This is a genomic window from Paenibacillus sp. Z6-24 (genome assembly GCF_054161335.1).
On record NZ_CP096398.1, the window covers coordinates 4205795 to 4228570 of the forward strand.

Sequence of the window (22776 nt, forward strand, 5' to 3'; positions counted from 1 at the left end):
TAATAAGGTAAGAGTTATACTATAAGCCTATGCAGCAGCTGCAACTGCTGTCATGGCGTACGACTCTTTGATTCAGACTTCTACATTAATGACATGGATATTCATTAATTGGATGAATCGCTTCATATCAATCGGTTTGGTAATATAGCGTTCAAAGCCCGCCTCCATCCCTCTGCGAATATCGCTGTCCATGGCGCAGGCAGTTACTGCCCAGACCGGAGTAAGGCGGGTCTTTTCATGGGTTTGCAGGTAATTCAGACTCTCATATCCACTCATATCCGGCAGCAAAATATCCACCAGAATCAGAAACGGTCTTCGTCTGATCGCCAGTTCAATCCCCTGTTGTGCTGTAGAAGCCTCTACTAATTTTAAGCCCGGAAATTTTTTCTTGAAAATATGGCGCATGGTTAATGTACTCAGCTGATCATCTTCAATATATAAAATTTCTTTCAGAGCTGAATTCAATTAGTTCATCCTCTCTCTATTCCATCTAATAAAATAAAAGGCCGAAGAGAAGGAACCTTATTGCTCCCGTTCTCTTCGGCCTATCTCAGCGCATCAAATGTCTGGTATATTACCGTATCTATTCAATTTGATATCGCACTATTCCAATCTCTTATTATCATTATTCAAAAACATAAACAATAAGGCTGTGATCCTGATCAAATCGCCAATCGACGTACAGATCAGCGACTTTTTTGTCCAGTACGGTCTCCAGCTGGACTTCCTGCACGAGCATCCGCTTTTCCAGCCGGCGTTTGGCTGTTTTGAGCAGATTGCCCTGTCCCAGATCGATTAGTTCTTTCTCAATCAGTATGAGTATACCCTGTCGAAAGATGACTAATGTTTTGGGATTGGCCCACCAGGAAGTTATCAGTTCCGGCGGCTTTTGAATATACTGGCTGAGTTCGGTAATCTGTGCATGAACCGATTCCCAACCACCGTACTCCACGGTTTTTTTCCACTCTTCATCGAGCAGGCCGACAATGATTCCGGAAGCATTGTGCATGCCCCAGTCGTAATACATGTCGTTCACTTTCGTCTCGAGATTCTCTTCCAGAAATGCGCTCAATTCCGGCAGCATCGACTTCATGATCAGCTCACGTGTGTAACGGAACGCTTCTTCTTCTTCCTGATTTACCAGGAAATTCTCTACCGGACTGATAAACTCCCGCAGATGAAAAATAATGCATCGGTCATTCAGAGAGATATGCACCGATTGCGGTCCTTTACCAAATCGTTCACGCAGCAGCTTGGTCGTAAAGCTGGTGGCCTGACTGACGAACTGTCTATATTTCAATGCGTACACCCCCTTAGGAAAATAAGAAAAAGATAACTCATCATCCACCGGGGTTACGGCGCTTGGAATATTCAATTCCGAGATCTGAGTGATCCACGCTAAGTATACCTTAACTAATTGGTGATAATCGACCTTTTTCCAGTAAACAGGTAAAATGGATCATACAATGCATAAAATTTAATGTTTTACCATCCAAAAGAACTGTATCCTTCTACACGAAGAGCTAGTTATGAAATGTATAAATAATAATGCTATGGTCATGATCAAAGCTCCAGTCGACATACAGATCAGCCAGCTTTTTATCAAAAATCTGTTCTACCTGTACATGACTCTCCAGCAGAGACTTTTCCAATTTCCCTTTGGTCATACGCAGCATGTTCTCATAACCGAGACCGATAAATTCCTTTTCCAGCAGGATGGTCAGGCCCTGGCGAAAAACGAATAATGTTTTGGGATTAATCCACCAGGAATCGATCCAGGCCGGCGGCTTCTGCAGTTCGCTGGTCGCCCGGATAATCTGCTGATGCAGCAGTTCCTTGCCTTCATAATCGGGTGTTAGTTCTAGATCGCTCTGCAGCAATCCAACGACGACTCCGGAAGCATTATACAGTCCCCAGTCGTAATGCATATCAGTCACTTCCAGCTGCAGCTTGTCATGAAGGAAGCTTCGCAGCTCGGGCAGCAGGGACTTCATAATTAATTCACGAGTATGGCGAAAAGCCTGCTCTTCTTCCTGGCTAAGCAGGAACTTCTCTACCGGACTGAGGAAGTTTTTCAGATGCAAAACAATACACCGGTCGCACAGATAAATGGAGACCGACTCCGGACCTTTGCCGAATCGGTTCCTTAGTAATTTGGTAGTATAACTGGTGGCTTGGGTGATTATATTTTTGTGGTTCAATGATTATTACACACTCCCAGCTAAATTGGTAGGATACATCCGTTATTCAGTTGGGATATATCTGCATGACTAGATTGCTATATCCATCCGTATCCGTTGTATGAATGTTTTCAGATCAATCGGTTTGGTAATATAACGGTTGAATCCGGCCTGTATTCCTTTGGCTATTTCCTCGTTAAAGGCACAGGCGCTGATCGCCCAGATGGGGATAGCTGCTGTATCCGGGCAGGATTTCAGAATAGAGAGGATATCATATTTGTTCGCTACCGGAAATTGAATATCGACCATAATTAATACAGGCTTGTGAGTGTGGGCAATCTCTATTCCTTTGATTGTATCATCTGTCTCCAGCAATGTTAGATCAGACAATTTTTTGCGGAACAATAATCGCAGCAGAGCCAGGTTGATCCGATCGCTACCGATATAGAGAACGGTGGTCTTATCCTGTTTCACTCTTAATCATCCTTTCAAAAAAATAGACCGAAGAAAGAGTTCTCTACAATGAACTCAATCCCCGGCCTAATTTCAGCGCATGCATTATGTCTGAATTATTACCGAATCCCTATTTTGTTTTCCACACAGAATTATTCTGCAAACGTATATACAAACATACTATGATCTGTATCAAAATTCCAGTCAATATAAATATCTTCCAAATTTTTGTGGAGTATAGGGTCCAGATCGGCATACTCCAACAAAATTCTCTTCTCCAGATTACGCTTAGCGGATCTCAGTTCATTTTCATACCCCAGATCCAACAGTTCTTTTTCCAGCAGTACGGTTATACCCTTTCGAAAGATGACCAGCGTTCTGGGGTTGACCCACCAGGAGTCAATAAAATCAGCTTTTTTCTGGACCAATGTGGTAGCATCCAAAATGTACTCATGCAGCTTTTGCTTGCCTTCATAATCCGGCGCTTCACCATAATTGGAATCAAACAATCCGCCAATGATCCCGGACGCGTTATGCATCCCCCAATCATAATATAACTCATCCACGTCCAGATTTAAATGATCCTGAAAAAATTGTTTTAATTCCGGCAGCAGGGACTTCATAATCAATTCCCTTGTATACAGGAAAGCACGCTCTTCTTTTTGATCCAGCAGAAATTCTTCCACCGGACTCATAAAGTTTTTGAGATGAATAATAATACAATACTCTGATAAATATATATATACCGATTGGGGTCCTTTTCCAAAGCGACTCCGCAGCAGCTTAGAAATATAGCTGGTTCCGCGGCTAATCAATTCTTTTTTATCCAATTTGGAAATGCTCCTGACCAGAATGAAAACAAGGATATACCCGCTCCCTAATAAGGACACATCTCCTATATATCCGATAAAGTATCGGAAATGAGTATTCAGTACGAGTATACGCCTATTTCTCAGGTAAATATACAATATCCGCGCTAAAAAGAAAGAAAATTCAAAAAAGCCTCATCGTATATAACCTTCCATACCTATTATAAACCATTATATCAATCGACGAATATATGAAGTAACCGAACTGCATCATAAACAGCCCCTGCTTGGCATAGTCCATTTTGTATGGACATTTCACTCCTACTGCGGCTTATTGTATCCGTATATTACCTACTGTTTCTCTATATTCATTAAGATAATACAAATAGCTCAATTATTCAATTCGCGAATTACATCTTCCTTTTTTTCGGAACTGTATTCATTATTTTTTACTGTCAGGCCAGTGAAGTCAGACCGAATGAATATGGCCTTAGACCCCTTTTATAATCCGCACTAATTCATAAAAAAAGCTGTCACCCGGCAGTATGGAGAGTGGGTCACCCTGATGGGCGATTCCGCTCTGCTGCCGGAGGACAGCTTTTATTTACAGGTTAACTCTGCTGAGGAATGGATACTTCCGCCAGACAGGCCTTGATTTTCTCTACCGCTTCATCCACATTCTGCGCCTGAATGATGATGCGCCGGGCATTTTTCATTTTATCGGCAGAGTACTGGTATTTGGGATCATAATAATATTCCAGCAGCAGCGCAATCGCCTGCTCATACTGATCGGTATGCAGTGCTTCTTCAATCTGCACGCCGATCGGCTGGTGAATATGCGCCTTGATGCGCTCGAAGGCGGACAGGCATTCTTCCTTGTGCTCCGTCGGGCGATAATCTTCCATAATATGACGCACACGCTCTGTCATCGGCAGCTCTACCCACAGATGGGTACCCTGTTCCTTTTTGTCCAGCAGAAAGGCAGGGACTTCGACCTTGCCGATACGCCGGCTCTCGGCTTCGAACAGTATATAGGGAGCCTTTCCGATCTCGTTCAGCCGCTCAATCAGCAGGGAATCAAAAGCTTTCTGATTGTTCACCTGCAGGCCGATGCCGCCAAATACAGATCCACGATGACCGGCCATAGCTTCCAGATCAATGACCGGATAACCTTGCTGCTGCAGCTTTTCCAGCATGAGTGTCTTACCGTTGCCGGTATGCCCGTTCAGTACAAATGCCGGTGTGTTCAGCTGCAGCTGACCCAGTTCCTCCACGATCCACTGCCGATAGGCGCGTACACCGCCGGACAGCCGGTACGTCTGTACACCCATCAATGACAGAACGGTCGCTGTCGTCTTGCTGCGCATGCCGCCGCGCCAGCAAAAGACTGCCTTTGGACCTTCAATCTGCTGGAAACTGGCGATAAAATCAGGCAGTTTGGCCGAAGCGATCTCCAGACCGCGCTTTTTGGCCTGTTCGGTACCGACCTGCTTGTAGATCGTACCGACTTCTGCACGTTCCTCATCATCAAATAAAGGAATATTCAGGCTGCCCGGAATGGTAGCATTCCGGTATTCCGACGGCGAACGCACATCGATCGTCGTAATCTCGCCGCTGGCCCGTTTCTTCAGCAGTTCTTCTATGGTGATATCCTGAAACAAAACCATCCGCTCCTTAAGTTATGAAATCACACCCGCCAAAGGAGTGCATGCCTCACGTATGAAGCATACATTCCTTGAGCAGGATGTGCATTTTAAATTCAAATATACTTACTTGCCTAACAAATTATACCTGTACCCGGATATGACCCGGATGATCGGCAGTCACTTCACCGATATGTGCCGCTTCGACACCTGCCGCCAGCAGATCGCTCAGCAGCTGGGCAGCATCATGTTCAGCGACCGCAATCAGCAGTCCGCCGGAAGTCACCGCATCGCACAGAATCCACTGATCAATCTGATCCATCTCCGCCGGGAAAGTAACATCCCCTTCCAGATGGGCATAGTTGTTTTTGGTACCACCCGGTACAAATCCGCTTTCTGCCAGTTCACGTACACGCGGCAGCATAGGAACCTGATGCTGGTGAATCACGATGCCTGTACCGCTGCCTTTGGCCATTTCGGAAGCATGACCGAGCAGACCGAATCCGGTCACATCAGTGCAGGCATGCACTTCATACGCATCCATCGTCTCGGCAGCGGTCTTGTTCAGCGTGCTCATCACCTGGGTAACGCGCGCCACTTCCGCTTCGCTCAACTGGTCTTTTTTGACGGATGTGGTCAGAATGCCTACACCGATCGGCTTGGTCAGGATCAGCTGATCGCCCGGCTGGGCACCTGCATTGGTACGTACGCGGTCCGGATGCACGGTTCCGGTTACTGCGAGGCCGAACTTGGGCTCCTTGTCATCGATGGAGTGACCACCGACAAGAGTCACACCGGCTTCGGCCATCTTGTCACCGGCGCCGCGTAGAATATCGGTCAGGATCTGCTTATCCAGCGTATGGATCGGGAAAGCGACGATATTCAGCGCAGTGAGCGGCTTGCCGCCCATGGCGTAGATATCGCTGATTGCATTTGCTGCAGCGACCTGGCCAAAGGAGTACGGATCATCCACGATCGGGGTGAAAAAGTCCAGCGTCTGGACAATCGCCAGATCATCGGTCAGACGGTATACGCCTGCATCATCGCTCGTATCCAGTCCAACGAGCAGATTCGGATTGGGAATCGCCTGCGGCAGATTGCGCAGTACCTGTGCCAGATCGGCAGGGCCAATTTTGCAGCCGCAGCCGCCTTTGGAAGAGAGAGAAGTTAATTTGATTGTATCGGTTGATGACATATATATCGTTCCTTTCCGGTATGGGGTTTGTACAGTATCTATGGAAGGCTGCAGAAGGGTCTAACGTCTCCTGCCTCCCTGTAATATGATTTTAGAACAGCACTTTATTAATTATACCACTAGCCCGGCAAATTATTCGATGCAGCGTACGTTTCCGCTTATATTTTTATGCTATAATTTACACTTGTGATCTGCTCTTGCGGCTCACTTGGATAGATACGTTAGTTGGTTTGATATTTTATTCAGGAGGAACAATATGCACACAACGGATACAGGCTTACGTCAGCCGAACAAGAAAGTCATCTGGCTGGTCGTTGCCTTTTTGGTTATTGTCGTTGCAGGGCTAATGTATGTGAAATGGTGGCCCTATTACCATAAAGCATTCAAAGCAGCAGCCGATCATTCCATCGGAGCTTCCATTCTGGGAGATGCTGCCGGAGGATCGCCATCCTGGGAAGCGGCCTGGGGTTATGCAGTCGTTTATTTCAAAGCCGTATGGAAAGCAGCCGTTTTCGGTATTCTGCTCGGTTCGCTGCTGCAGGTGATGCTGCCTGCCCAGTGGCTGCTGCGTGTGCTCGGCAAAGCGGACTTCCGCAGTACCGCACTGGCGGGCGTCGCTTCACTGCCCGGGATGATGTGCAGCTGCTGCGCAGCACCGATCGCGGTCGGTATGCGCAAGAAACAGGCTTCTGTGGGCGCCAGTCTGGCGTTCTGGATCGGTAACCCGACGCTTAATCCGGCGACACTGGTCTTTATGACGTTTGTACTGTCGTGGAAATTCACGCTGCTGCGTCTCGTGTTCGGTCTTATTCTCGTCTTTGGTGTCAGTTATCTGGCGAACCGGTTCGTACCGGCCGAGAAGCTGCCGGATGAAATGAAGGTGGATGATCCCAATGTGACGCCACCGCCTGCACCCGAGCAGCCGCTGATGGTACGCTGGGGCAAAAGTATTCTGAATATGCTGATCGGCATTGTACCGGCATATATTATTTTCGTTCTGCTGCTTGGTGCAGCACGGGTGTGGCTGTTCCCGACGATGGATATCTCGACAGGCAACAGCCTGCTTGTGATCGCCGGATTCGCGCTTGCCGGGATGCTGTTCGTCATTCCGACAGCGGCAGAGATTCCGATTATCCAGTCCTTTATGAACCTCGGTATGGGCGCCGGTCCGGCAGCAGCACTCATGCTCACCCTGCCCGCGATCAGCCTGCCGTCGATGCTGATGATCGCTCGTTCATTCCCGCTCAAGGTCATGCTGTTCGTCGCCGGATCGGTCGTTGTGCTCGGTATTCTGTGCGGACTCGTCGGTATGTGGGTACTGTAATGGCTGATGGTTGATCGGATAACTGGATAATAGCTCGTGATGTTATTTTGCGTGGAAATGATTGGTATTGTCTTGTGTGGCAATGAGTAATGTGATCTCGTATGGTAATGAGCAATGGATCTTGGAAAAGAGCCTGCTTCGGTGTATCGCTGAAGCAGGCTCTTTGTTGTCTATTTCCATAAATAGAGGTGGATAGTCGAACATATACTTAATGACAAAAATATCATTCGGCTGTGAGTAACAAACCATCCATATTTTAGTATAATAGTATAGCGTTATTTATTTCTCCTGACCACGGATAGAGAGCAGTCCACCACTGCTCCCAGGCTGACGATGGATATATATAACTGACGAATCGCAACTTCCTTACTTCTCTACTTTGCTATTTCTCTATTTTGTAATGGTCAGGATATAGCTTCATACTTGAATGGAACAGGAGCAACCCTATGAAAAACATACTTAAAGTAGCATTATGCAGCAGTATGCTGTGCACCGGTATCTGGAGCAGCACTTCGCTAAGCCCGGTGACCCACGCAGCGAACAGCCAGGTAAGCATTACACTGGACGGTTACAATCTGCCGTTTCCAGTTGCACCGACGATGATCAGCGGCACGACGATGGTCCCTTTCCGGGCGATTGCCGAAGCACTCGGCATCCCGGTCAGCTGGAATCAATCCTCCAGGACAATTACTGCGACAGCTCCCGGTACGAATGGCAATAAGAAAGTCGTACTCACCATGAACAGTAAAACAGCCACGGTAGATGGTCAAAAAGTCACTCTGGCGGTAGCACCGCAGACGATCAGCAACAATACCATGATCCCGCTGAGCTTTTTCAGCCAGCAGTTCGGTGCGGATGTGAAATGGAATGCCTCCACTCGCACCGTCTCGATCACTTCGCCGGCAGAAGATCTGTATACGCTGGGATTCTATGCGATCTCTTCATATGACGAGCGCGCGATGGTACCGAATTTTGACACGGTAGCTTACGGCTGGAGCCGCATTACGACCGAAGGCAAATTCTCCACTTCCAATACGGAGTTCAAATGGCCTCAGGCTTCCGGCAGCGATACACCGGAATCGATTATACAGAATACTGCCGCACAGGGAACTTCTCCTTACCTGATGGTCTATTCGGTAGACGGCCATGGCGAACTGACCAAGAACCTGGAGAATAAAACGCTGCAAAACCAGACAATCCAATCGATCATCGATACCGCGACCAGCAAAGGATTCAAAGGCATCGTGCTGGACTTTGAAGGACTCGGCTGGAGCGGCGACAAAGCCAAAGCCCGAACCGACTACAACGCCTTTGTCAAAAATATCGCCACCAAAGCCCATCAGCAGGGACTCAAGCTGACGCTGGCACTGCACCCGCTGAACAGCTCCTATACCGGCTACGATTACAAAACGCTCGGTACGCTGGCAGATGATCTGATTATTATGGCATACGATTATACCGACAAAAAGAGCCCCGAGCCGATCAACAAAGTGGACAATGCGATCCAGCTGGCACTGAAGCAGGTGAATAAAAGCAAGCTGATCCTCGGCATCTCGCTGAGCAGCGAAGATGCCAGCTCGGTGAACAGCAAGATCGGTCTCGCCAAGCGCTACGATCTGAAAGGTATCGCCATCTGGCGCCTCGGTATCATTGGCCAGAATGCCATGGATGCGATGCATCAGTCGGTGGAATTTAACAAGTAACGTATTATATGGATCACATGCGGCTTGTACCATGGATACGGATGCCAAGAAAAGATACAGGATATTAGGACGGTGAGATTTTACCGTCCTTTTTTATATATTTCGATCCAGGTATGTATTACATATTGCTTTTTAGTTCTGCATTTTATTTCTTTTTAGCTCCGTACTTCATTTCGGCATATTTATAATTTCCATGCCAAATATGTAACATTTTCCAGTTTCACACGTGGTTACAGTGAAAGGAGGTTATGGTGTCCAAACATCTGGATGAATTATACAGGCAGTACACACATGACATCTACCGGTATCTGTATTCATTAAGCCGCAATCATCATACGGCGGAAGACCTGATGCAGGAGACCTTTTACCGGGCTTATCTGTATCTGGAAGTGTATAACGGCGAAAAGGTAAAACCATGGCTGTTCCGGGCAGCCTATCATGCCTTTATCGACGACCAGCGCAAACGAAAGCGGCAGCAGGTGCAGGAACCAGCCTTTTTCAATCAAATGACCGATCCGCAGACTGCGCCAGACAACCAATTCATTAAACAGGAGCAAATGGAGCAAATCATCTACCAGCTGGATCAGCTGCCTCTTATGCAAAAGCAGGCTGTTCTCCTGTATGACTTTCACCAGTTCTCCTATCAGGAATCTTCAGCGATCATGGATATATCGCTGTCCTATTTCAAAGTGCTGCTGTTTCGCGGACGGCAGCGATTACGCGATATTCACAAAGGCGGTGACCACGATGAGTGACCCTTTTAGACAGAAGCTGCAGGATTATTATGACGGCAAATTATCCGATGAGCAGCGTGCCGAGGTCGAACAGGAACTGAATAAGCTGGAACAGTACCAGCAGTACGTCGGTGAACAGCTGGATCGGGACGAACAGCAGTACATGGGTGAACAGACGGACTTGGATGAACAGCATTCCACCGAGCGACAGGTGGATCAGAATGAACCGCTGAATGGGAACCATGCGCAGCATCGGGATAAAGATCATTCCGCAAGTGCTGCTTTCCCGAAAATGAAGCCGGCCTTTATGCGACGGTATGGTCAGCTCTATACCGATGAACGGATGGATCAGAAAAAAGTCCGGCGGATCATGCGGCGCAGCAAATGGCGTTCGCGCTCGGGCACTGCGGGGATTGTGATTGGAGCATTTTTCGCTTTTATTTTCGTATGTTCGATCTTTAATATTATTTATTACGGCATTGGAGAAAATGGTCGTCTCGATACTTACCGGGACGTGATTCGTTCCGCTATTGCCGTGACCCAGCCGAATGTGTCCCTGGATAGCGCCGGTGCCAATGTTGACCCAACCGGCCTACATATCAAAGGTGCAATGGAGAAACAAATCGGCAGCAGCCAGGTCAAAATCGCAGACTACTCTGTAGATATCACGTTTAACTTCGCACGTACGTACAATACCGATTGGCTGACAGAAAGTACTCCGTCTTCTCTGCCTTTTCAGCCTCCAGGTTCGAATGTCTCCAATGACAGCGCAGCGACATGGGAGCGTCTCGAACATTTGCCGGAGGGTACGGTAGTTGAAGCTTTTATCAGCTTTGATAAATACTACAGCACAGACCAGGCGCTGCAGCTGTTCAAAGGCAGGAATATGAAGCCGCTCTGGCTGGCTGTACGTCCAGGAACCGATAGTGATATGAACGAATCAGGATCTTCCATGTTGAGTAATGTGATCGGGTTCCCGTATGAGCCGCTCTGGCATAATTCGGATCAGACGCTGCTTCATCACAGCGAAGAAAAGATCGGCTGGTTCAGCCGCACCAGCAGTTCCAGCTACAGCTATCCGACAGTGCAGGACTACGGCAGTGGAGATATACGGGATCAAAACTTCCTCGACACGTTGCACTTGATCCAGCCTTACAAAGGAATCCTGCGCGCGCCAGCTCCCTTTTACGATTTTGACCGGATTACCCGTTATATTGAGCAAAACGGCGTGCAGATCTATGGCATGGCAGTGACCGGGCCTACCAAGGAAGTATTGAAGCTCAAAAATGAAGCATTTGCCCATCGTATTGAATTGGGGGAAGTACGGTTGTGGAATTGGGAAGATTAGAATGAATGAAGTGAATAAGCAGCACATACAAAAAGAAGCACTGCAAGCGAAAGTTTGACAGTGCTTCTTTTTGTATGTGGTTCCATTCTTTAACAAGATTCAGTTCATTGTATTATGATATTTTAATGTGTGCCGTAAGCAGTAAAATCATCATAGGAAGATAGATCCGTATCATAAAAAATAACATCGCCATCTTTCACAATATAACTCACCTGATAAGGATCGTTAACGATATGATCGCGGCTGCCATCCGTATGATCGTAACCTTCCATATCCCACCACTGGTTGTTGTAGCCTGCTGGAGTATGAATATACTGCAGATGGGGATGAGCGGTATCTCCGTTGACTACAGATTCCAGATCGAAATTCACTACGATAAAACCATTTTTCAAGAAAATAGGCGCTTTCTCATCAAGTACATGCGAACGTCCGTATTCGGCCAGATTAGTTCCTTTGGGTACGGCATACACATTAGCAGGCAAGCTGTATTCACCATACCATTGCTGTACACTCGCATTGACTCTGGCAGCCGATGCAGAAGCATTTTCCGGCCGTTCAAACGTATTAATAAACGTCCGCAATGGAGAGGTTAAGATCTGGATATCATAACCGCCGGTATAGGTCGACTTATTGGAACGTTTGATAAAATTAGCGATGTACTGTTCTTTTGTAATCATCCAGCCCTCCGACAAGTCATAGATCGATGCAGCTGTATTTTTGATAGCTGAGGCGGGGACATTACGAAGGCGTTGGTTCAACATTACATCACGCCGTTCCACATCAGAGGTGGAGCCTATTTTGATGAATTTCTTATGGTCCGAGTGATAGTATAAATCAACGGGCACTCGTTCCGGCTGGGTCGACGCATTTTTATCTTGATAATAGAAAGTTGGAGTGATACGAATAGCATCTTTGTCTCCAAACATATTCCCTTTTGTTTTCAAATCGAATTTAAAGTGATAACCGGTTTTAACCGTTACGTTCTTGAATCCTGAGAGCGGGTTACTTCCACGCATAACAGGCAGTACATAGGGAGAATTATTGCCACGGAGTTCTCCATCCATCTCATTGGGACCTACCCAATATGATTTCCCTGTAGATGAGCTGCTCCCTTTCGTAGTCCGGAACACTTTTTCCCAGTTAAAATCCGCTATATCGGTAATGTGGAAGTCATATATTCTTCCGATCACTTCTACATCAACGGTATCTTTGGCCACATGATTTTTCAGATCAAAGTTGGCATCTTGTTCTGCAGTGAAGCTGCCGGGAGCATTTTCAGCAATGTTACGGAATGCTACAGTGTAATTACCTTCATCCACCCACACCGGTAAATGGAATACTGTATCCAGCTGATTCACCGGCACATCGATCCAGGTGTTTTTGGGATAGAATGTACTCCTATCCTTGCTGTAAACATCAAACGGGAAGAGGACTTGTTTGGTTTTAAAATACTTGGCAAAGTCTCTTTTACCATAGCCGGGATAAGAGGATTGGCTTTGATGTTGGCCGCTTGTAGGAATGCGGACAGTAAAAGGGCGATCCAAAATCAAAGCCATCCTGGCTGAATCCGGCACCGTTTTTTGATTATGTAGCTTATCATCGGATATGGATGAATAGTTTACAACCGGTGTATAGACAGTCACATGGTTAATGTCTGTAATCGGAAAGTTCTGGTCCCCATCCCCATTTACATTTTCATCAATCATTGTATAAAAAATAGTTCCGGTTGCTGGTGTATTAGCCTTATTGGTCAGTTTGGGACTAATCAGCTGTGAACCTTTGAACAGGATCTTCTCGGTTGAGTCCTTGTAGGAACGAATTTTAGCAGGTGCTGGAATTTCTTTGGGTTCAACCGTTGTCTTTTTCGTCCATTCTCCATTCATCACTTCAGTTTCTTTATTTTTAAAAGTGAACTGGATCTCATCATTACGAACTTGCGGATCATCTGTTTTGCTTTCAGCCATGCCTTTGAGCTTACTCTCGTCATTAGGAACCGAAGGTTTGCCTGACTTGCCACCATCAATGACGCCAGGATGGTAATTAATAGCACCCGTTTCATCCGGACGTACATGATCATTCACATCTGTGCTATCTTCCTTTTCGATTGTAGGCGGTGTATAGCCAGCTGCAGAGATCGTTACACTTCCATTTGGGAGCGCATAGTTATTCATTTTCGCCTGGTGAATGCCATAAGCGGCTAATTGATTAATTTGCCAATAAGAGTAATCACGGATAAAGCCAAAATTGTACGTTTTGGTCGCATTGGCTGATTTGTTTTTCCAATCCCCTTTATTATTTTTTTCTTTCCACTTGAGGCTGTATTTTACTTTTACCTGGCACTTGTATTCGACTCTCCCTTTCATTTCTCCAAACTTATGGCTGAACAAGTAATTGTAACCCCATGCATTTGCATACAGGTTCTCACTCGTAGGGATACCTCGGGTTGCATCAAAATGACGTCCATTCGCTGCATCATCACTCAGAATATGCCCGGATGCTGCGGGATTCATTACTGCTTTGGAACGCTCTTGTGCTTGTGTTGAAGGCAGTATGGTGAATGTACAGTCGCCTTTTCCTTCCGAAGGAAGTTCAGGATCTTCACAATCCGGATTATCCGCACTGGTTTGCCCTGGCTTACACCCTTCGACAATGTCGTAATACTGGTATGCCCTGTATTCTTCAAAAGATCCGTTATACTTGAATTTTGGAGGTTCCCCTTCTGTTATAGCTGGTTGCTTCGATGGGTCTGTTCCATCTGTTGTTTTTTTGTAGCCGATGTATTTGTACTTTTCATTTGTTGGTGCTGTAAATTCGTATTCGGTTCCCGGCTTCATTTCTTCCTCCCGAGGAGGGAAGATAGCGTTGAGGGATTTACCGTCTTTGGTTTTGTAATAAACGCTTAGTTTGGAGTCGAGTTCTATTTTGAATAGGACTGGTGTATATATACGAAACCCTTTAGTGTCAGGTCCACACTGAGTTGTACAGGTGTCTGTTATTTCTTTTGCTAAAGTTGCATTTAAAACCATATTTATAGTAGTGGGAATCGTAGCTGTATCGGTACCAATTCCATTTGTACTATAGGTAATTTTGTTCTTTTTTCCGTCTGTTGTATTCTTTCCACTTGTCGATACAGCTTTAGCATACTTTGACCAAATGTTGCTTTGCCCTTCTTCTGGTTCTTCTGTTCGGGAAGATTCGAAGTAAATAGCATTGTCTGCATTATACTCATACAGACTTACTTCAATACTTTTGATTGTGCGATTCGGAAATGAAAAACGATAAGTCTGCTCGACTGTTCCGTCATCTCCTCGGTAAGGAGCTTTGTTATGCACCCATGTTGATCCAAACCACATATCATAGTACATCATCCCAACAAAATACCTATAATTTGCCTCGGTTGTATTAGTAGAGGCATCTTTATAATATTTAAGTGGCGTTACAGTATCATCTGCATTTGCCATTTGCCAAATTCCATTTAATGGTATACATGTATTGAATGAAAATATTATTATCAATATGAATATGAAGTAGCGTCTATTTTTTGAGATTGCCTTAAACTTCATTGAAGATTTCTCCATGGATTATCCATATAGATAAAGGACAATCCATCTTTAGAAGAAGCAGAGTCAAACCCGATATATTTAACATCATTTATAGTTAAAGGCTTTTTGTCATGAATATTTTCGATTAGGCCATCTGTATCAGCATAAATAGCATAAAACTGATAAAATGTACCATCACTATTTTTATGTCTCAAGTCTTCTCTTTCGAATCTGTAACGCGCATCTCCTTTATTTGTTAACAAATAAAGACTTGGTGCTGAACGAGTAGTTCTTACTCGAATATATGTGCGACCATTATACGGGCTATTATCATGAAAGGTATAAAGGTCCATACCATACACATAACCCGATAACTGCAGCGGGAAATTTGAAAGATTCATTTTTACAACATTCTGATATTGTACTCCATACAAATTATCCATTAATGCAGGCTTTTTAGAAAAAAACGGCTTGACTAAACTTATATTTCCTTTTGGAAGTCCCAGATCATCCACAGTCGGCGGAACCTTACTTCCAATCCACACCCATCTGCTGATCTGATCCCAATTCACCTCTTGTCCAAGCCCTTCACTAACCAAGCGCAATGGCACATAAGTACGCTGCTGCTTCACAATGATCTTACTATCATAAGTCTTGCTTGTACCGTCAACAGTAGCTGTCGACGAACCTACAGTCATGGTAACGCTGTGCTTATCTGTTTTCAGTGTGACATTTTGTTTTCCGTCAACTCGTTCATACCCGACCTTTGCACCCAACTTTTCGGATACAAAACGAATCGGCACCATGACTGCATTGTTCTCATCCTGGAAAGGCTTTGCATCCGGAAATGCCATTTTGCGGGCATTCAAGAGAACCTCCACCTGTTTCGTACTGGTAGCAGCTTGAGCCGGATACTGCGGAACAGTACTCAAAATGAAAGATGAAGCCAGAACTGCCAGGACTGTTTTCTTGATGAAATTGGTTTGCATTGTTAATCCTCCTAAGTTTGATTTCTACATTCACTGCCTGATATGTAGCTTATGAACATATGCTATGCTCAAATGGAAAATCGCGCGAATTTTCACATACTTTTTTTATCGGCAATAGTTAGTTAATTACCAATACCGCAGCGAAGAGGAATATATCCTTTTTGAGCTGCTTCTTTTGCTGAAGTGAAAACTTCTTCAGGACTATATTCTGATTTGCAGGATTTAGACGAAAAATAGTATCTTCGACCATCCACATTAATTCCTTGGAACGTCTCTTTCTTCACAATACGCGCGCCGCCCAGCGCATAGTTGTTGTAATACTGACTCCCCAGCGGAATCCCCTGTACAAAAGCCAGCACACCGGCATCATTGATCGTATTATTCCAATCTTCCTGCGAGATATACGGCACGGTAAAAGTATACGAGGTGCCGTACCTTTTGGAATTGACATTATACTGATTAATAGTCCGTTCCAGATCATTTTGGATCACGTTGACGATCGTCGTACGGCGAGCAGCGTCGAAGGCCGGGGCATCTTTTAGCAAAGGAATATTAGCCTCTTCTGCGATCTCCCCGCGGAATCCCTGTATCCACCGCTCGTCAGCCGCTCTCTGAATCGTGACATAGTCATCTAGGGTGAAGCTGTATGTATTATTGTGCGCATCCTTGTATACATACGGCTTTTTGGGACTCCATACATGGTGGAACTCCGTTTCTCCCCGTGCATTGCGGTACTCTTCAAACTGGTACATATAGTAGCCGTCATAACCAACAACAACCAGTGCCGGGATATAACTGTTCAGCACGTACTGGCCTGTCGGGTCGTCGGTCACATTAAAATTCATGTACATCGTTTTGAAAAAAGTATCCGCTGCCTGTTCCTTGTTGATCCGTACATTTTTGGCGGATTGGTACTGGGATTCCAGCGGCTGGCTAACGTTGGTGATCAGCGCCTGGGCGGCATCCTGGGCAGCGGTATCGATCGCCCGGTTATATCTCGTCTGCAGCAGCATATTGATCCGGTTATCTTCCAGATCGATATGGTTCCGCACGAAAATAAACAGCAGAATCAGCACCAGCACGACGGCAAAGCTAGTAATCTTCATTCAGTACCATCCCCCCGTACGGAATAACAATCTTCTCGTTCGGCGCCTGTACGGCATTGAACAGAAAATCACTCATCAGCGTAGCCATGGTACGGTTGGTGTTTTTGACCTGCACATTAAAAAAGTCGCCGCTGCTCAGCTTGTACACTCTTGCCGGATCATCCGGATTATCGCTGCCATGCGGGAATAGTCTGGCATTGATCTGGGTGTTGTAATATCCCTCGTAATTGACCTTGAAATCATTCTGGAATGTGCCATCGTCATTGTATACCGGATCGTACCGTTTGTGCAGATGCTCCATCTGGATATCGTACGTATTGCCGGTCAGATACAGCTGATCTTCGAATTCCTGAAACATTTTTGGCGTAATATAGCCTTTGTCACGTACATTGTCCACGAACCGGGTCACCGTATTCAGTACAATAATCTGCGAGTTGCTGTCCTGACTGCTGAATGCCGTATAGATCGGCCAGATGCCCATCAGTAGAACCGCGATAAAGGCTGCGAATATTTTGATCAATGGATTGCTCATTGCCATACTCCCTTATGTGAACCTCAGCATGACCAGCTGGCCTCCGGTATTTCGGATGTATGCAGAGGTATATTTTTGGTTCAAATCTATGGAGGATACATCCACTTCATCCGGGTCGAGATCTTTGGGATACAGGGTGCCATTCACCTCGATATCCACCTGCAGACTGTTAATCTGGTGAATCGTTTGACGAACTTCGGCTCCGGTGCAGGTGTATTTGTTTTCAATTTTCAAGGTGGAATGAATATTGCGGTCTGACGATGCGGTCAGATGATAGGTCTGTTCATTGATGCGCGCTGATGTCCGGAACAGCGCATAAGCTCCACTGAGCGAAGCGATAAAGATCAGAAAGCTGACCCCCAGCCATAGAGCCGAGCGGGCATGTTCGCCTATATTCATACATGATCATATCCTTTGTGGTAAAGGCAGGATAGATTCTTCTGCCTGCCTTGCCTTTGTAATAACATTGCCTGATGTATTGCTTCGTGGCACAGCTAACTTTTTTGCATGTCGTGGAAAACTTGTCTGTGCTGCCTGGATCAATCATTTGTATTTATGGAAAAAACCATCATCTATCTGGAAACACTGTGTATCCGAAAACTGGCGATAGATAGATAGAGGATACTTCAAATCCTCCTCTATCCATTTATCCCAATAACCCTGATGAACGCTTAATTCTGCCTAAACACCAGCGCACGTACCACATTACTTTTATCCCGGATCACTTCGCTTTTGAAGGTTCCGGTCGGGTTGATATAGTTATTGGAAGACTGGTCCAGTGCATCTGAAAATGATCCTGATGCTGTATCTTTGCTGACCGAACCATAGTCCGTACTGTCTACCGACGCGGTATTGTTTACCTGATGGAAATACCAGATGCCTGCCGGGTTTTTGCCTGTGAGGACCTGAATACCGAAGGAACCCTGATCCTTGAACTTGCGCAGCGAAGATACGACCTGGCTGCCGGAAATATTGGTATTGTCGTAGACGGCATACTGCGTCTGATCCAGCTCTTTCTGGATACCGGAAAAGTTGTTCTGGGCCGTCTTGGTCGCCTCCTGGGCACTGATAAACAGGACGACAACGATGGTAATCAGGGCGATCGTCAGGAAGAGTCCTGCGGCTATTTTTAATGCGGCTGATGCGTTATTCATGGGTAATCTCCTTTGTTGGTATTTTTATTTTATTGGTGGTTTAACATTTGGTTAGTGGATCAAGATAATAGGGCCATTACAGCTGGTTCAGCTGTTCATAGTAGGCACTCATCTGTTCAAAGCTCATGTAGATAAACGGCAGAACCAGGTAGATGAACGTCAATACCGTCATCGGCGCAAAGCCGATGATCCGGCCCCACTCCGACTTGGTCTCGATCATACGCTCATAGTCCTGCTTTCTTTTCTCAAAATTGTAATTGCGCTCATTCTCCAGATCGTCAAACGCTTCCCGGATCGGAATACGTTCGACGGACAGAATCAGCTTGTCGATCGTCCGGGACAGCGGTACAAAAGGCGCATCCTGCTTGAGCTGCTCCAGCGCCTGTTCTGCCCCGCTCTCAAAATCGAGCACAGCCTTATGTAGAGGCTCCCGGAAAATGGTGGAGAACCGCTCCATCCATTCCAGAATAATATCGACCGAGATGCGGTCGATCTCGGACAGCATCGCGATAATCGTATGGAACTGATCGACCTCATTTTGCATATCGATATACCGCACTTTTTTCTGAAACAATAAAATCCAGTACGGAATCAGGTAGCCGATATAGCCTGCCATAATCGCAATCACCAGCTCGTACCATTTGAAGTATTCGGACTGGAGCATGTTCATCTTGGCTTCAATCCGATCTACCGTGGTCAGAAATAACGAGCTATTGGCGGCAATATTGTCATCCTCATTCACCAGTTCCATAATGCGGTCCTGTATTGCTTCCGGCCCGATCCCCTCCAGCTGCTGCAAAATCTGTGTATCCAGCGCTGTCGTCTCCTTGGCTTTCTGCAAATCTTCGGCAGATAATTCGCCGAACATGGTCGCACTCTGGGTAGGTGCATGCAGAATATTATTTACCGTAATGGAATGCATAGTGACAAAAGAGAACAGCATCGTACCGAACAGCGCTGTCGCCAGCAGCAGCCGGTGCAGATAATGCCAGTCCAGCGGAATGCCGGCATTGGCATCCTTGATCAGCGTATGGATGCGAAAGCGTGCTGTCGTTCGCTTTTGCGGCATAAACCGGTTCACCATCCATTCGGTGATCCGGAATTCCAGCAGCTTCTGCTCCCATAGAATTTTGCGTACTTTGGCCTGGTAAGTGCCTTCCTGCTGATCCTGCAGCTTTTTGAGCAGCACATAGGAGAGCAGGATAACGGCGAAGATCATTATTTTGAAAAAAAAGCCAAACTTGCTGTTATAGAACTGCTCCATAATCGGAAAATTGCTCTGTGCCCACAGCTCAATCGGCTTGGTGAACAGGATCGGTGCAATCGAGATGATCGTCAGTCCTTTGAGCATATAGCCCAGCTTGGTGCGCTTGAGCAGTTCCAGATTGATCTCGTTGGTCAGCTTGTTCATATTGCTGAGATAAAGTGATCCTTCGTCGACGACCTTGTCGCCAAATTCCTTGACCAGATACGAGATACCGGCAAATGCCTTGAGAAACCGGTTGGGCGCAGCCTGGTAATAATTTTGCAGCAGCTTCTCCGGTTCAGGCGAGATCAGAATCTCATGAACTTTTTTGGCATGGAGTGAGGCTTCGTGACCGGAAGCTTCCGAGGCATCATGCAGCGCCTCCTCGATCATGCCATGCTGCTGGTAGCTGTGCCGCACGTCATCCATAACTGACTTGAGCTGATACAGCAGCCGATTCTCAACCCGGTTCACAAACGTATCGATCAGCATCCCGTTCATGACCAGCGCAGTCAGTGCGATCATGAACATAAAGGTCATATCCTTGTTCATGAACAGCAGCGCCAGGATAAAGGCCGCAACAATACCAATCGTCGAGAAGACAATCTTCATCGTCTCCCGGCGCATCGAGAACTCGTCATACGAGTGGATGGACTGCAGCTGCTTGCGTATGCGCAGGATGTACTGCCTTAGCAGCGGTATCCGTATGTAGGCATGGTACGATTCCTGCAGAAACTCGTTATACCGCCTGGTTCGCTTGGATTTGCCGGAGCCGATGTAGTCGGCGTATGCCCGGTAGACTTCGGCATTACCATTCTGCTGGTTGCGGCGCTGGATATATTTCAGTACCGCCAGCAGCACGACAAAAGCAAACCCGGACAGGATCAGGATATAAATAAGAATATTAGTAAGATTCAACGGCTGCCGCACCCCAGTTCTCTGCCATGAATTGCCGGAAATGCAGCTGATCGGCAGGTTCCATCATCTCCAGCATTTCCTGCTGGTTGCGCTCTGAAATCGGATGAACAGCCACATACTCACCATTGCGGTACTCGATAATATTCCGCCCCTCTCCTACCTTGCGGTTGGTGGAACGCTGGAAGTACTCGGTCATGCTCTCCATCATCGCCACGAATCGTTCATCCATCTTACTGGCTGACTTGAAGCTCTCCGGATAGTCCTGCTCCTGATCGATCAGGATGCATTCGGTGATCCGCTTCACATAACGGGAGCCATCCGGATCGCGGCGCAGATGCACATCAAAGTTCAGCACCCGTACAACCTGCTCCTCGGCAGTCTTCTCATTATTGAAAATCCCCTGCTTGAGCAGCGAGTTGCGCAGCGAATAGACCAGATCCTTGAACGTTTTGGCATGGTGCGTGAAAATGGTGAACAGACTGGCTACCTGCGCCATCTGAATCATCCAGGCAGCCACTTCATCAGTCGCCACCTCACCGAGAATATTGACGGTTCCGTCGGTTTTCTTCTGCACGTCGAGCCCCGCCTGGCCGGTGACTGTCTCTGTCTCCTTGAATGTCAGGATGTTGCGTTTGTTGTAGATTTTGCGCAGATGCAGTTCGAACGACATCTCCTGAATCCGCAGAGTGAATGTCTCGTTGATATAAGCGACAAGTGCCATCAGCAGCGTCGTTTTCCCCGAACCCTGCGCGCCGGTCACCGCTACGATACGGCCGCCTTTCATCAGATACATGAGCAGCGATTTGACGATATGATGATTGCCGATCCGGTCGGTGATCAGCTGATCCAGTGTCGCCGAAGCCGGATCAAACTTGCGGACAAAGAACGCCCACGATTCCGAGAAGCTCGGCCGGACCACGACGACCCGTGAGCCATCCTTCATCTCATTGACCTTGAATCCATTGGCCTCGGACAACTGCCCGGGATTGTTGTACCGGTAAATGTTCTGACAGACCCGCTTGAGCTCCGCCTCCGTGCCAAAGGACAGAAATTCCAGATGAACCGATCTGCCCCGGTAGAAAATCCAGACGCTGTCATGACTCATCGGTGTCTGCTGTTCATTAATCCGGGAAGTAAAATCGTAGAAATCATCGTCGTACTCTACCTGGCTGACCGGTACGCCGGACACACCGCCGCTGACGCCGTCGATTTTCATATCCCGTACTTCATCCACCACACTGAATCCTTTGAATGTCTGGTAGACACGCTGCACGATAAGCTGCAGTTTGTCCTCAAAGTAAAGAATGCTGCGGAATCCTTCAAACACATCATCAATCTCGCGGGCTGTGATGACATACGAACCCGACCCCTGGGAATCCGGCTGAAGCTTGAGCTCGGCCAGCTGATGATCCTCGATCAGCCGGGACAGTCCATTCAGTCCGTACATTTCCTTATACTGATAGAGCATAATATCGAACTTCTCCTGGCTGCTCAGATCCATGCTGTTGTTAAACGGAATGACCTTATTCATATTCTCTTCTGTAAATTCATACGTTTTGAGCAGCAGGTCAAAAATAATGCCTTTAACGAACTTTTTGGCATTCAGATCGCCGTGGGTGCAGTCCTTGAGCGACTTGATCAGCGTCGCCCGCTGGTTGAGCCGCCGGTTGTATTCTTCCTCGGACAATCCCAGATCATCAAGAGACGCCGAGGTCATCTCATGGAGTGCTGTTTTGACATATTCAATGATCGCCGGCAGAGTGTATTTGTTGTTCTGCTTGTTCTTTTTGTCCGAGGCATCGCCTTTATAAGTCAATTTGAAATAGGCGAGTACGATCAGGATGAGTGCAATCAGACCGATGCAGGCCCTGTTGATAATGAGGCTGATATCCACCGCGTG

At 46.7% G+C, this 22776-nt stretch carries 19 protein-coding genes; 4 read left to right on the top strand and 15 right to left on the bottom strand.

Annotated elements, in window-relative coordinates:
• Positions 1 to 72 precede the first annotated feature (72 nt).
• The 7 genes from M1D61_RS18200 to selD all read right to left on the bottom strand — a co-directional run bounded on the left by M1D61_RS18200 (position 73) and on the right by selD (position 6280).
• Positions 73 to 465: a response regulator gene (locus tag M1D61_RS18200; RefSeq protein WP_458120015.1), complete on the bottom strand. Its 393-nt coding sequence runs from the start codon at positions 463 to 465 to the stop codon at positions 73 to 75.
• A gap of 160 nt (positions 466 to 625) precedes the next feature.
• Positions 626 to 1300, bottom strand: a complete 675-nt coding sequence (locus M1D61_RS18205; protein ID WP_458120016.1) for a Na-translocating system protein MpsC family protein — start codon at positions 1298 to 1300, stop codon at positions 626 to 628.
• A 223-nt stretch (positions 1301 to 1523) separates the two neighbouring features.
• Entirely contained in the window at positions 1524 to 2201 is a 678-nt protein-coding gene (locus tag M1D61_RS18210) for a DUF2294 domain-containing protein (protein ID WP_458120017.1), read from the bottom strand.
• Positions 2202 to 2270: 69 nt separating this feature from the next.
• Positions 2271 to 2654 (bottom strand): response regulator, encoded by a 384-nt coding sequence (locus M1D61_RS18215; protein WP_458120018.1) that lies wholly within the window; start codon positions 2652 to 2654, stop codon positions 2271 to 2273.
• Positions 2655 to 2785: 131 nt separating this feature from the next.
• Positions 2786 to 3463 (bottom strand): Na-translocating system protein MpsC family protein, encoded by a 678-nt coding sequence (locus M1D61_RS18220; protein WP_458120019.1) that lies wholly within the window; start codon positions 3461 to 3463, stop codon positions 2786 to 2788.
• 590 nt (positions 3464 to 4053) lie between these two features.
• On the bottom strand, positions 4054 to 5103 hold the full coding sequence (gene mnmH / locus M1D61_RS18225) for a tRNA 2-selenouridine(34) synthase MnmH (protein ID WP_458120020.1): 1050 nt from the start codon (positions 5101 to 5103) through the stop codon (positions 4054 to 4056).
• Positions 5104 to 5227: 124 nt separating this feature from the next.
• The gene (selD, locus tag M1D61_RS18230) at positions 5228 to 6280 is read right to left on the bottom strand and encodes a selenide, water dikinase SelD (RefSeq protein ID WP_458120021.1); all 1053 of its coding nucleotides are present in this window, start codon (positions 6278 to 6280) and stop codon (positions 5228 to 5230) included.
• A 256-nt stretch (positions 6281 to 6536) separates the two neighbouring features.
• Between selD and M1D61_RS18235 the strand changes: the two genes are divergently transcribed.
• From M1D61_RS18235 to M1D61_RS18250, 4 genes are all read left to right on the top strand, one after another.
• Positions 6537 to 7604: a permease gene (locus tag M1D61_RS18235; protein ID WP_458120022.1), complete on the top strand. Its 1068-nt coding sequence runs from the start codon at positions 6537 to 6539 to the stop codon at positions 7602 to 7604.
• A gap of 446 nt (positions 7605 to 8050) precedes the next feature.
• Positions 8051 to 9307 carry a stalk domain-containing protein gene (locus tag M1D61_RS18240; protein ID WP_458120023.1) on the top strand — a complete coding sequence of 419 codons (1257 nt, stop codon included), beginning with the start codon at positions 8051 to 8053 and terminating at the stop codon, positions 9305 to 9307.
• 248 nt (positions 9308 to 9555) lie between these two features.
• Positions 9556 to 10062: a sigma-70 family RNA polymerase sigma factor gene (locus tag M1D61_RS18245; RefSeq protein ID WP_458120024.1), complete on the top strand. Its 507-nt coding sequence runs from the start codon at positions 9556 to 9558 to the stop codon at positions 10060 to 10062.
• Positions 10055 to 11389, top strand: a complete 1335-nt coding sequence (locus tag M1D61_RS18250; RefSeq protein ID WP_458120025.1) for an anti sigma factor C-terminal domain-containing protein — start codon at positions 10055 to 10057, stop codon at positions 11387 to 11389. The genes M1D61_RS18245 and M1D61_RS18250 overlap by 8 nt, the downstream gene beginning before the upstream one ends.
• 122 nt (positions 11390 to 11511) lie before the next feature.
• On the opposite strand, the gene M1D61_RS18255 is transcribed toward M1D61_RS18250, so the two are convergent.
• The 8 genes from M1D61_RS18255 to M1D61_RS18290 form a co-directional block, all read right to left on the bottom strand.
• A complete protein-coding gene (locus M1D61_RS18255) occupies positions 11512 to 14952 on the bottom strand; it encodes a DUF5704 domain-containing protein (RefSeq protein ID WP_458120026.1) in 3441 nt (1146 codons plus the stop codon).
• Positions 14949 to 15920, bottom strand: a complete 972-nt coding sequence (locus M1D61_RS18260) for a copper amine oxidase N-terminal domain-containing protein (protein ID WP_458120027.1) — start codon at positions 15918 to 15920, stop codon at positions 14949 to 14951. Before M1D61_RS18260 ends, M1D61_RS18255 begins: the two co-directional genes overlap by 4 nt.
• 122 nt (positions 15921 to 16042) lie before the next feature.
• A complete protein-coding gene (locus M1D61_RS18265) occupies positions 16043 to 17026 on the bottom strand; it encodes a hypothetical protein (protein ID WP_458120028.1) in 984 nt (327 codons plus the stop codon).
• Positions 17013 to 17558, bottom strand: a complete 546-nt coding sequence (locus M1D61_RS18270) for a hypothetical protein (RefSeq protein ID WP_458120029.1) — start codon at positions 17556 to 17558, stop codon at positions 17013 to 17015. The genes M1D61_RS18265 and M1D61_RS18270 overlap by 14 nt, the downstream gene beginning before the upstream one ends.
• A 12-nt stretch (positions 17559 to 17570) precedes the next feature.
• Positions 17571 to 17957 (bottom strand): hypothetical protein, encoded by a 387-nt coding sequence (locus M1D61_RS18275; RefSeq protein WP_458120030.1) that lies wholly within the window; start codon positions 17955 to 17957, stop codon positions 17571 to 17573.
• Positions 17958 to 18229: 272 nt separating this feature from the next.
• A complete protein-coding gene (locus tag M1D61_RS18280) occupies positions 18230 to 18712 on the bottom strand; it encodes an ATPase and permease components (RefSeq protein ID WP_046215986.1) in 483 nt (160 codons plus the stop codon).
• A 76-nt stretch (positions 18713 to 18788) separates the two neighbouring features.
• On the bottom strand, positions 18789 to 20876 hold the full coding sequence (locus M1D61_RS18285; RefSeq protein WP_458120031.1) for a hypothetical protein: 2088 nt from the start codon (positions 20874 to 20876) through the stop codon (positions 18789 to 18791).
• Positions 20863 to 22770 (bottom strand): ATPase, T2SS/T4P/T4SS family, encoded by a 1908-nt coding sequence (locus M1D61_RS18290; RefSeq protein WP_458120032.1) that lies wholly within the window; start codon positions 22768 to 22770, stop codon positions 20863 to 20865. The genes M1D61_RS18285 and M1D61_RS18290 overlap by 14 nt, the downstream gene beginning before the upstream one ends.
• Between the last annotated feature and the right edge of the window lie 6 nt (positions 22771 to 22776).

What these genes read in the sequence shown, in the direction of transcription:
- M1D61_RS18240 (WP_458120023.1), top strand. Translation starts at nt 8,051, where the DNA reads ATGAAAAACATACTTAAAGTAGCATTATGCAGCAGTATGCTGTGCACC.
- M1D61_RS18275 (WP_458120030.1), bottom strand. Translation starts at nt 17,957, where the DNA reads ATGAATATAGGCGAACATGCCCGCTCGGCTCTATGGCTGGGGGTCAGC.
- M1D61_RS18255 (WP_458120026.1), bottom strand. Translation starts at nt 14,952, where the DNA reads ATGAAGTTTAAGGCAATCTCAAAAAATAGACGCTACTTCATATTCATA.
- M1D61_RS18280 (WP_046215986.1), bottom strand. Translation starts at nt 18,712, where the DNA reads ATGAATAACGCATCAGCCGCATTAAAAATAGCCGCAGGACTCTTCCTG.
- selD (WP_458120021.1), bottom strand. Translation starts at nt 6,280, where the DNA reads ATGTCATCAACCGATACAATCAAATTAACTTCTCTCTCTTCCAAAGGC.
- M1D61_RS18260 (WP_458120027.1), bottom strand. Translation starts at nt 15,920, where the DNA reads ATGCAAACCAATTTCATCAAGAAAACAGTCCTGGCAGTTCTGGCTTCA.
- M1D61_RS18270 (WP_458120029.1), bottom strand. Translation starts at nt 17,558, where the DNA reads ATGAGCAATCCATTGATCAAAATATTCGCAGCCTTTATCGCGGTTCTA.
- M1D61_RS18265 (WP_458120028.1), bottom strand. Translation starts at nt 17,026, where the DNA reads ATGAAGATTACTAGCTTTGCCGTCGTGCTGGTGCTGATTCTGCTGTTT.
- M1D61_RS18250 (WP_458120025.1), top strand. Translation starts at nt 10,055, where the DNA reads ATGAGTGACCCTTTTAGACAGAAGCTGCAGGATTATTATGACGGCAAA.
- M1D61_RS18235 (WP_458120022.1), top strand. Translation starts at nt 6,537, where the DNA reads ATGCACACAACGGATACAGGCTTACGTCAGCCGAACAAGAAAGTCATC.
- M1D61_RS18245 (WP_458120024.1), top strand. Translation starts at nt 9,556, where the DNA reads ATGGTGTCCAAACATCTGGATGAATTATACAGGCAGTACACACATGAC.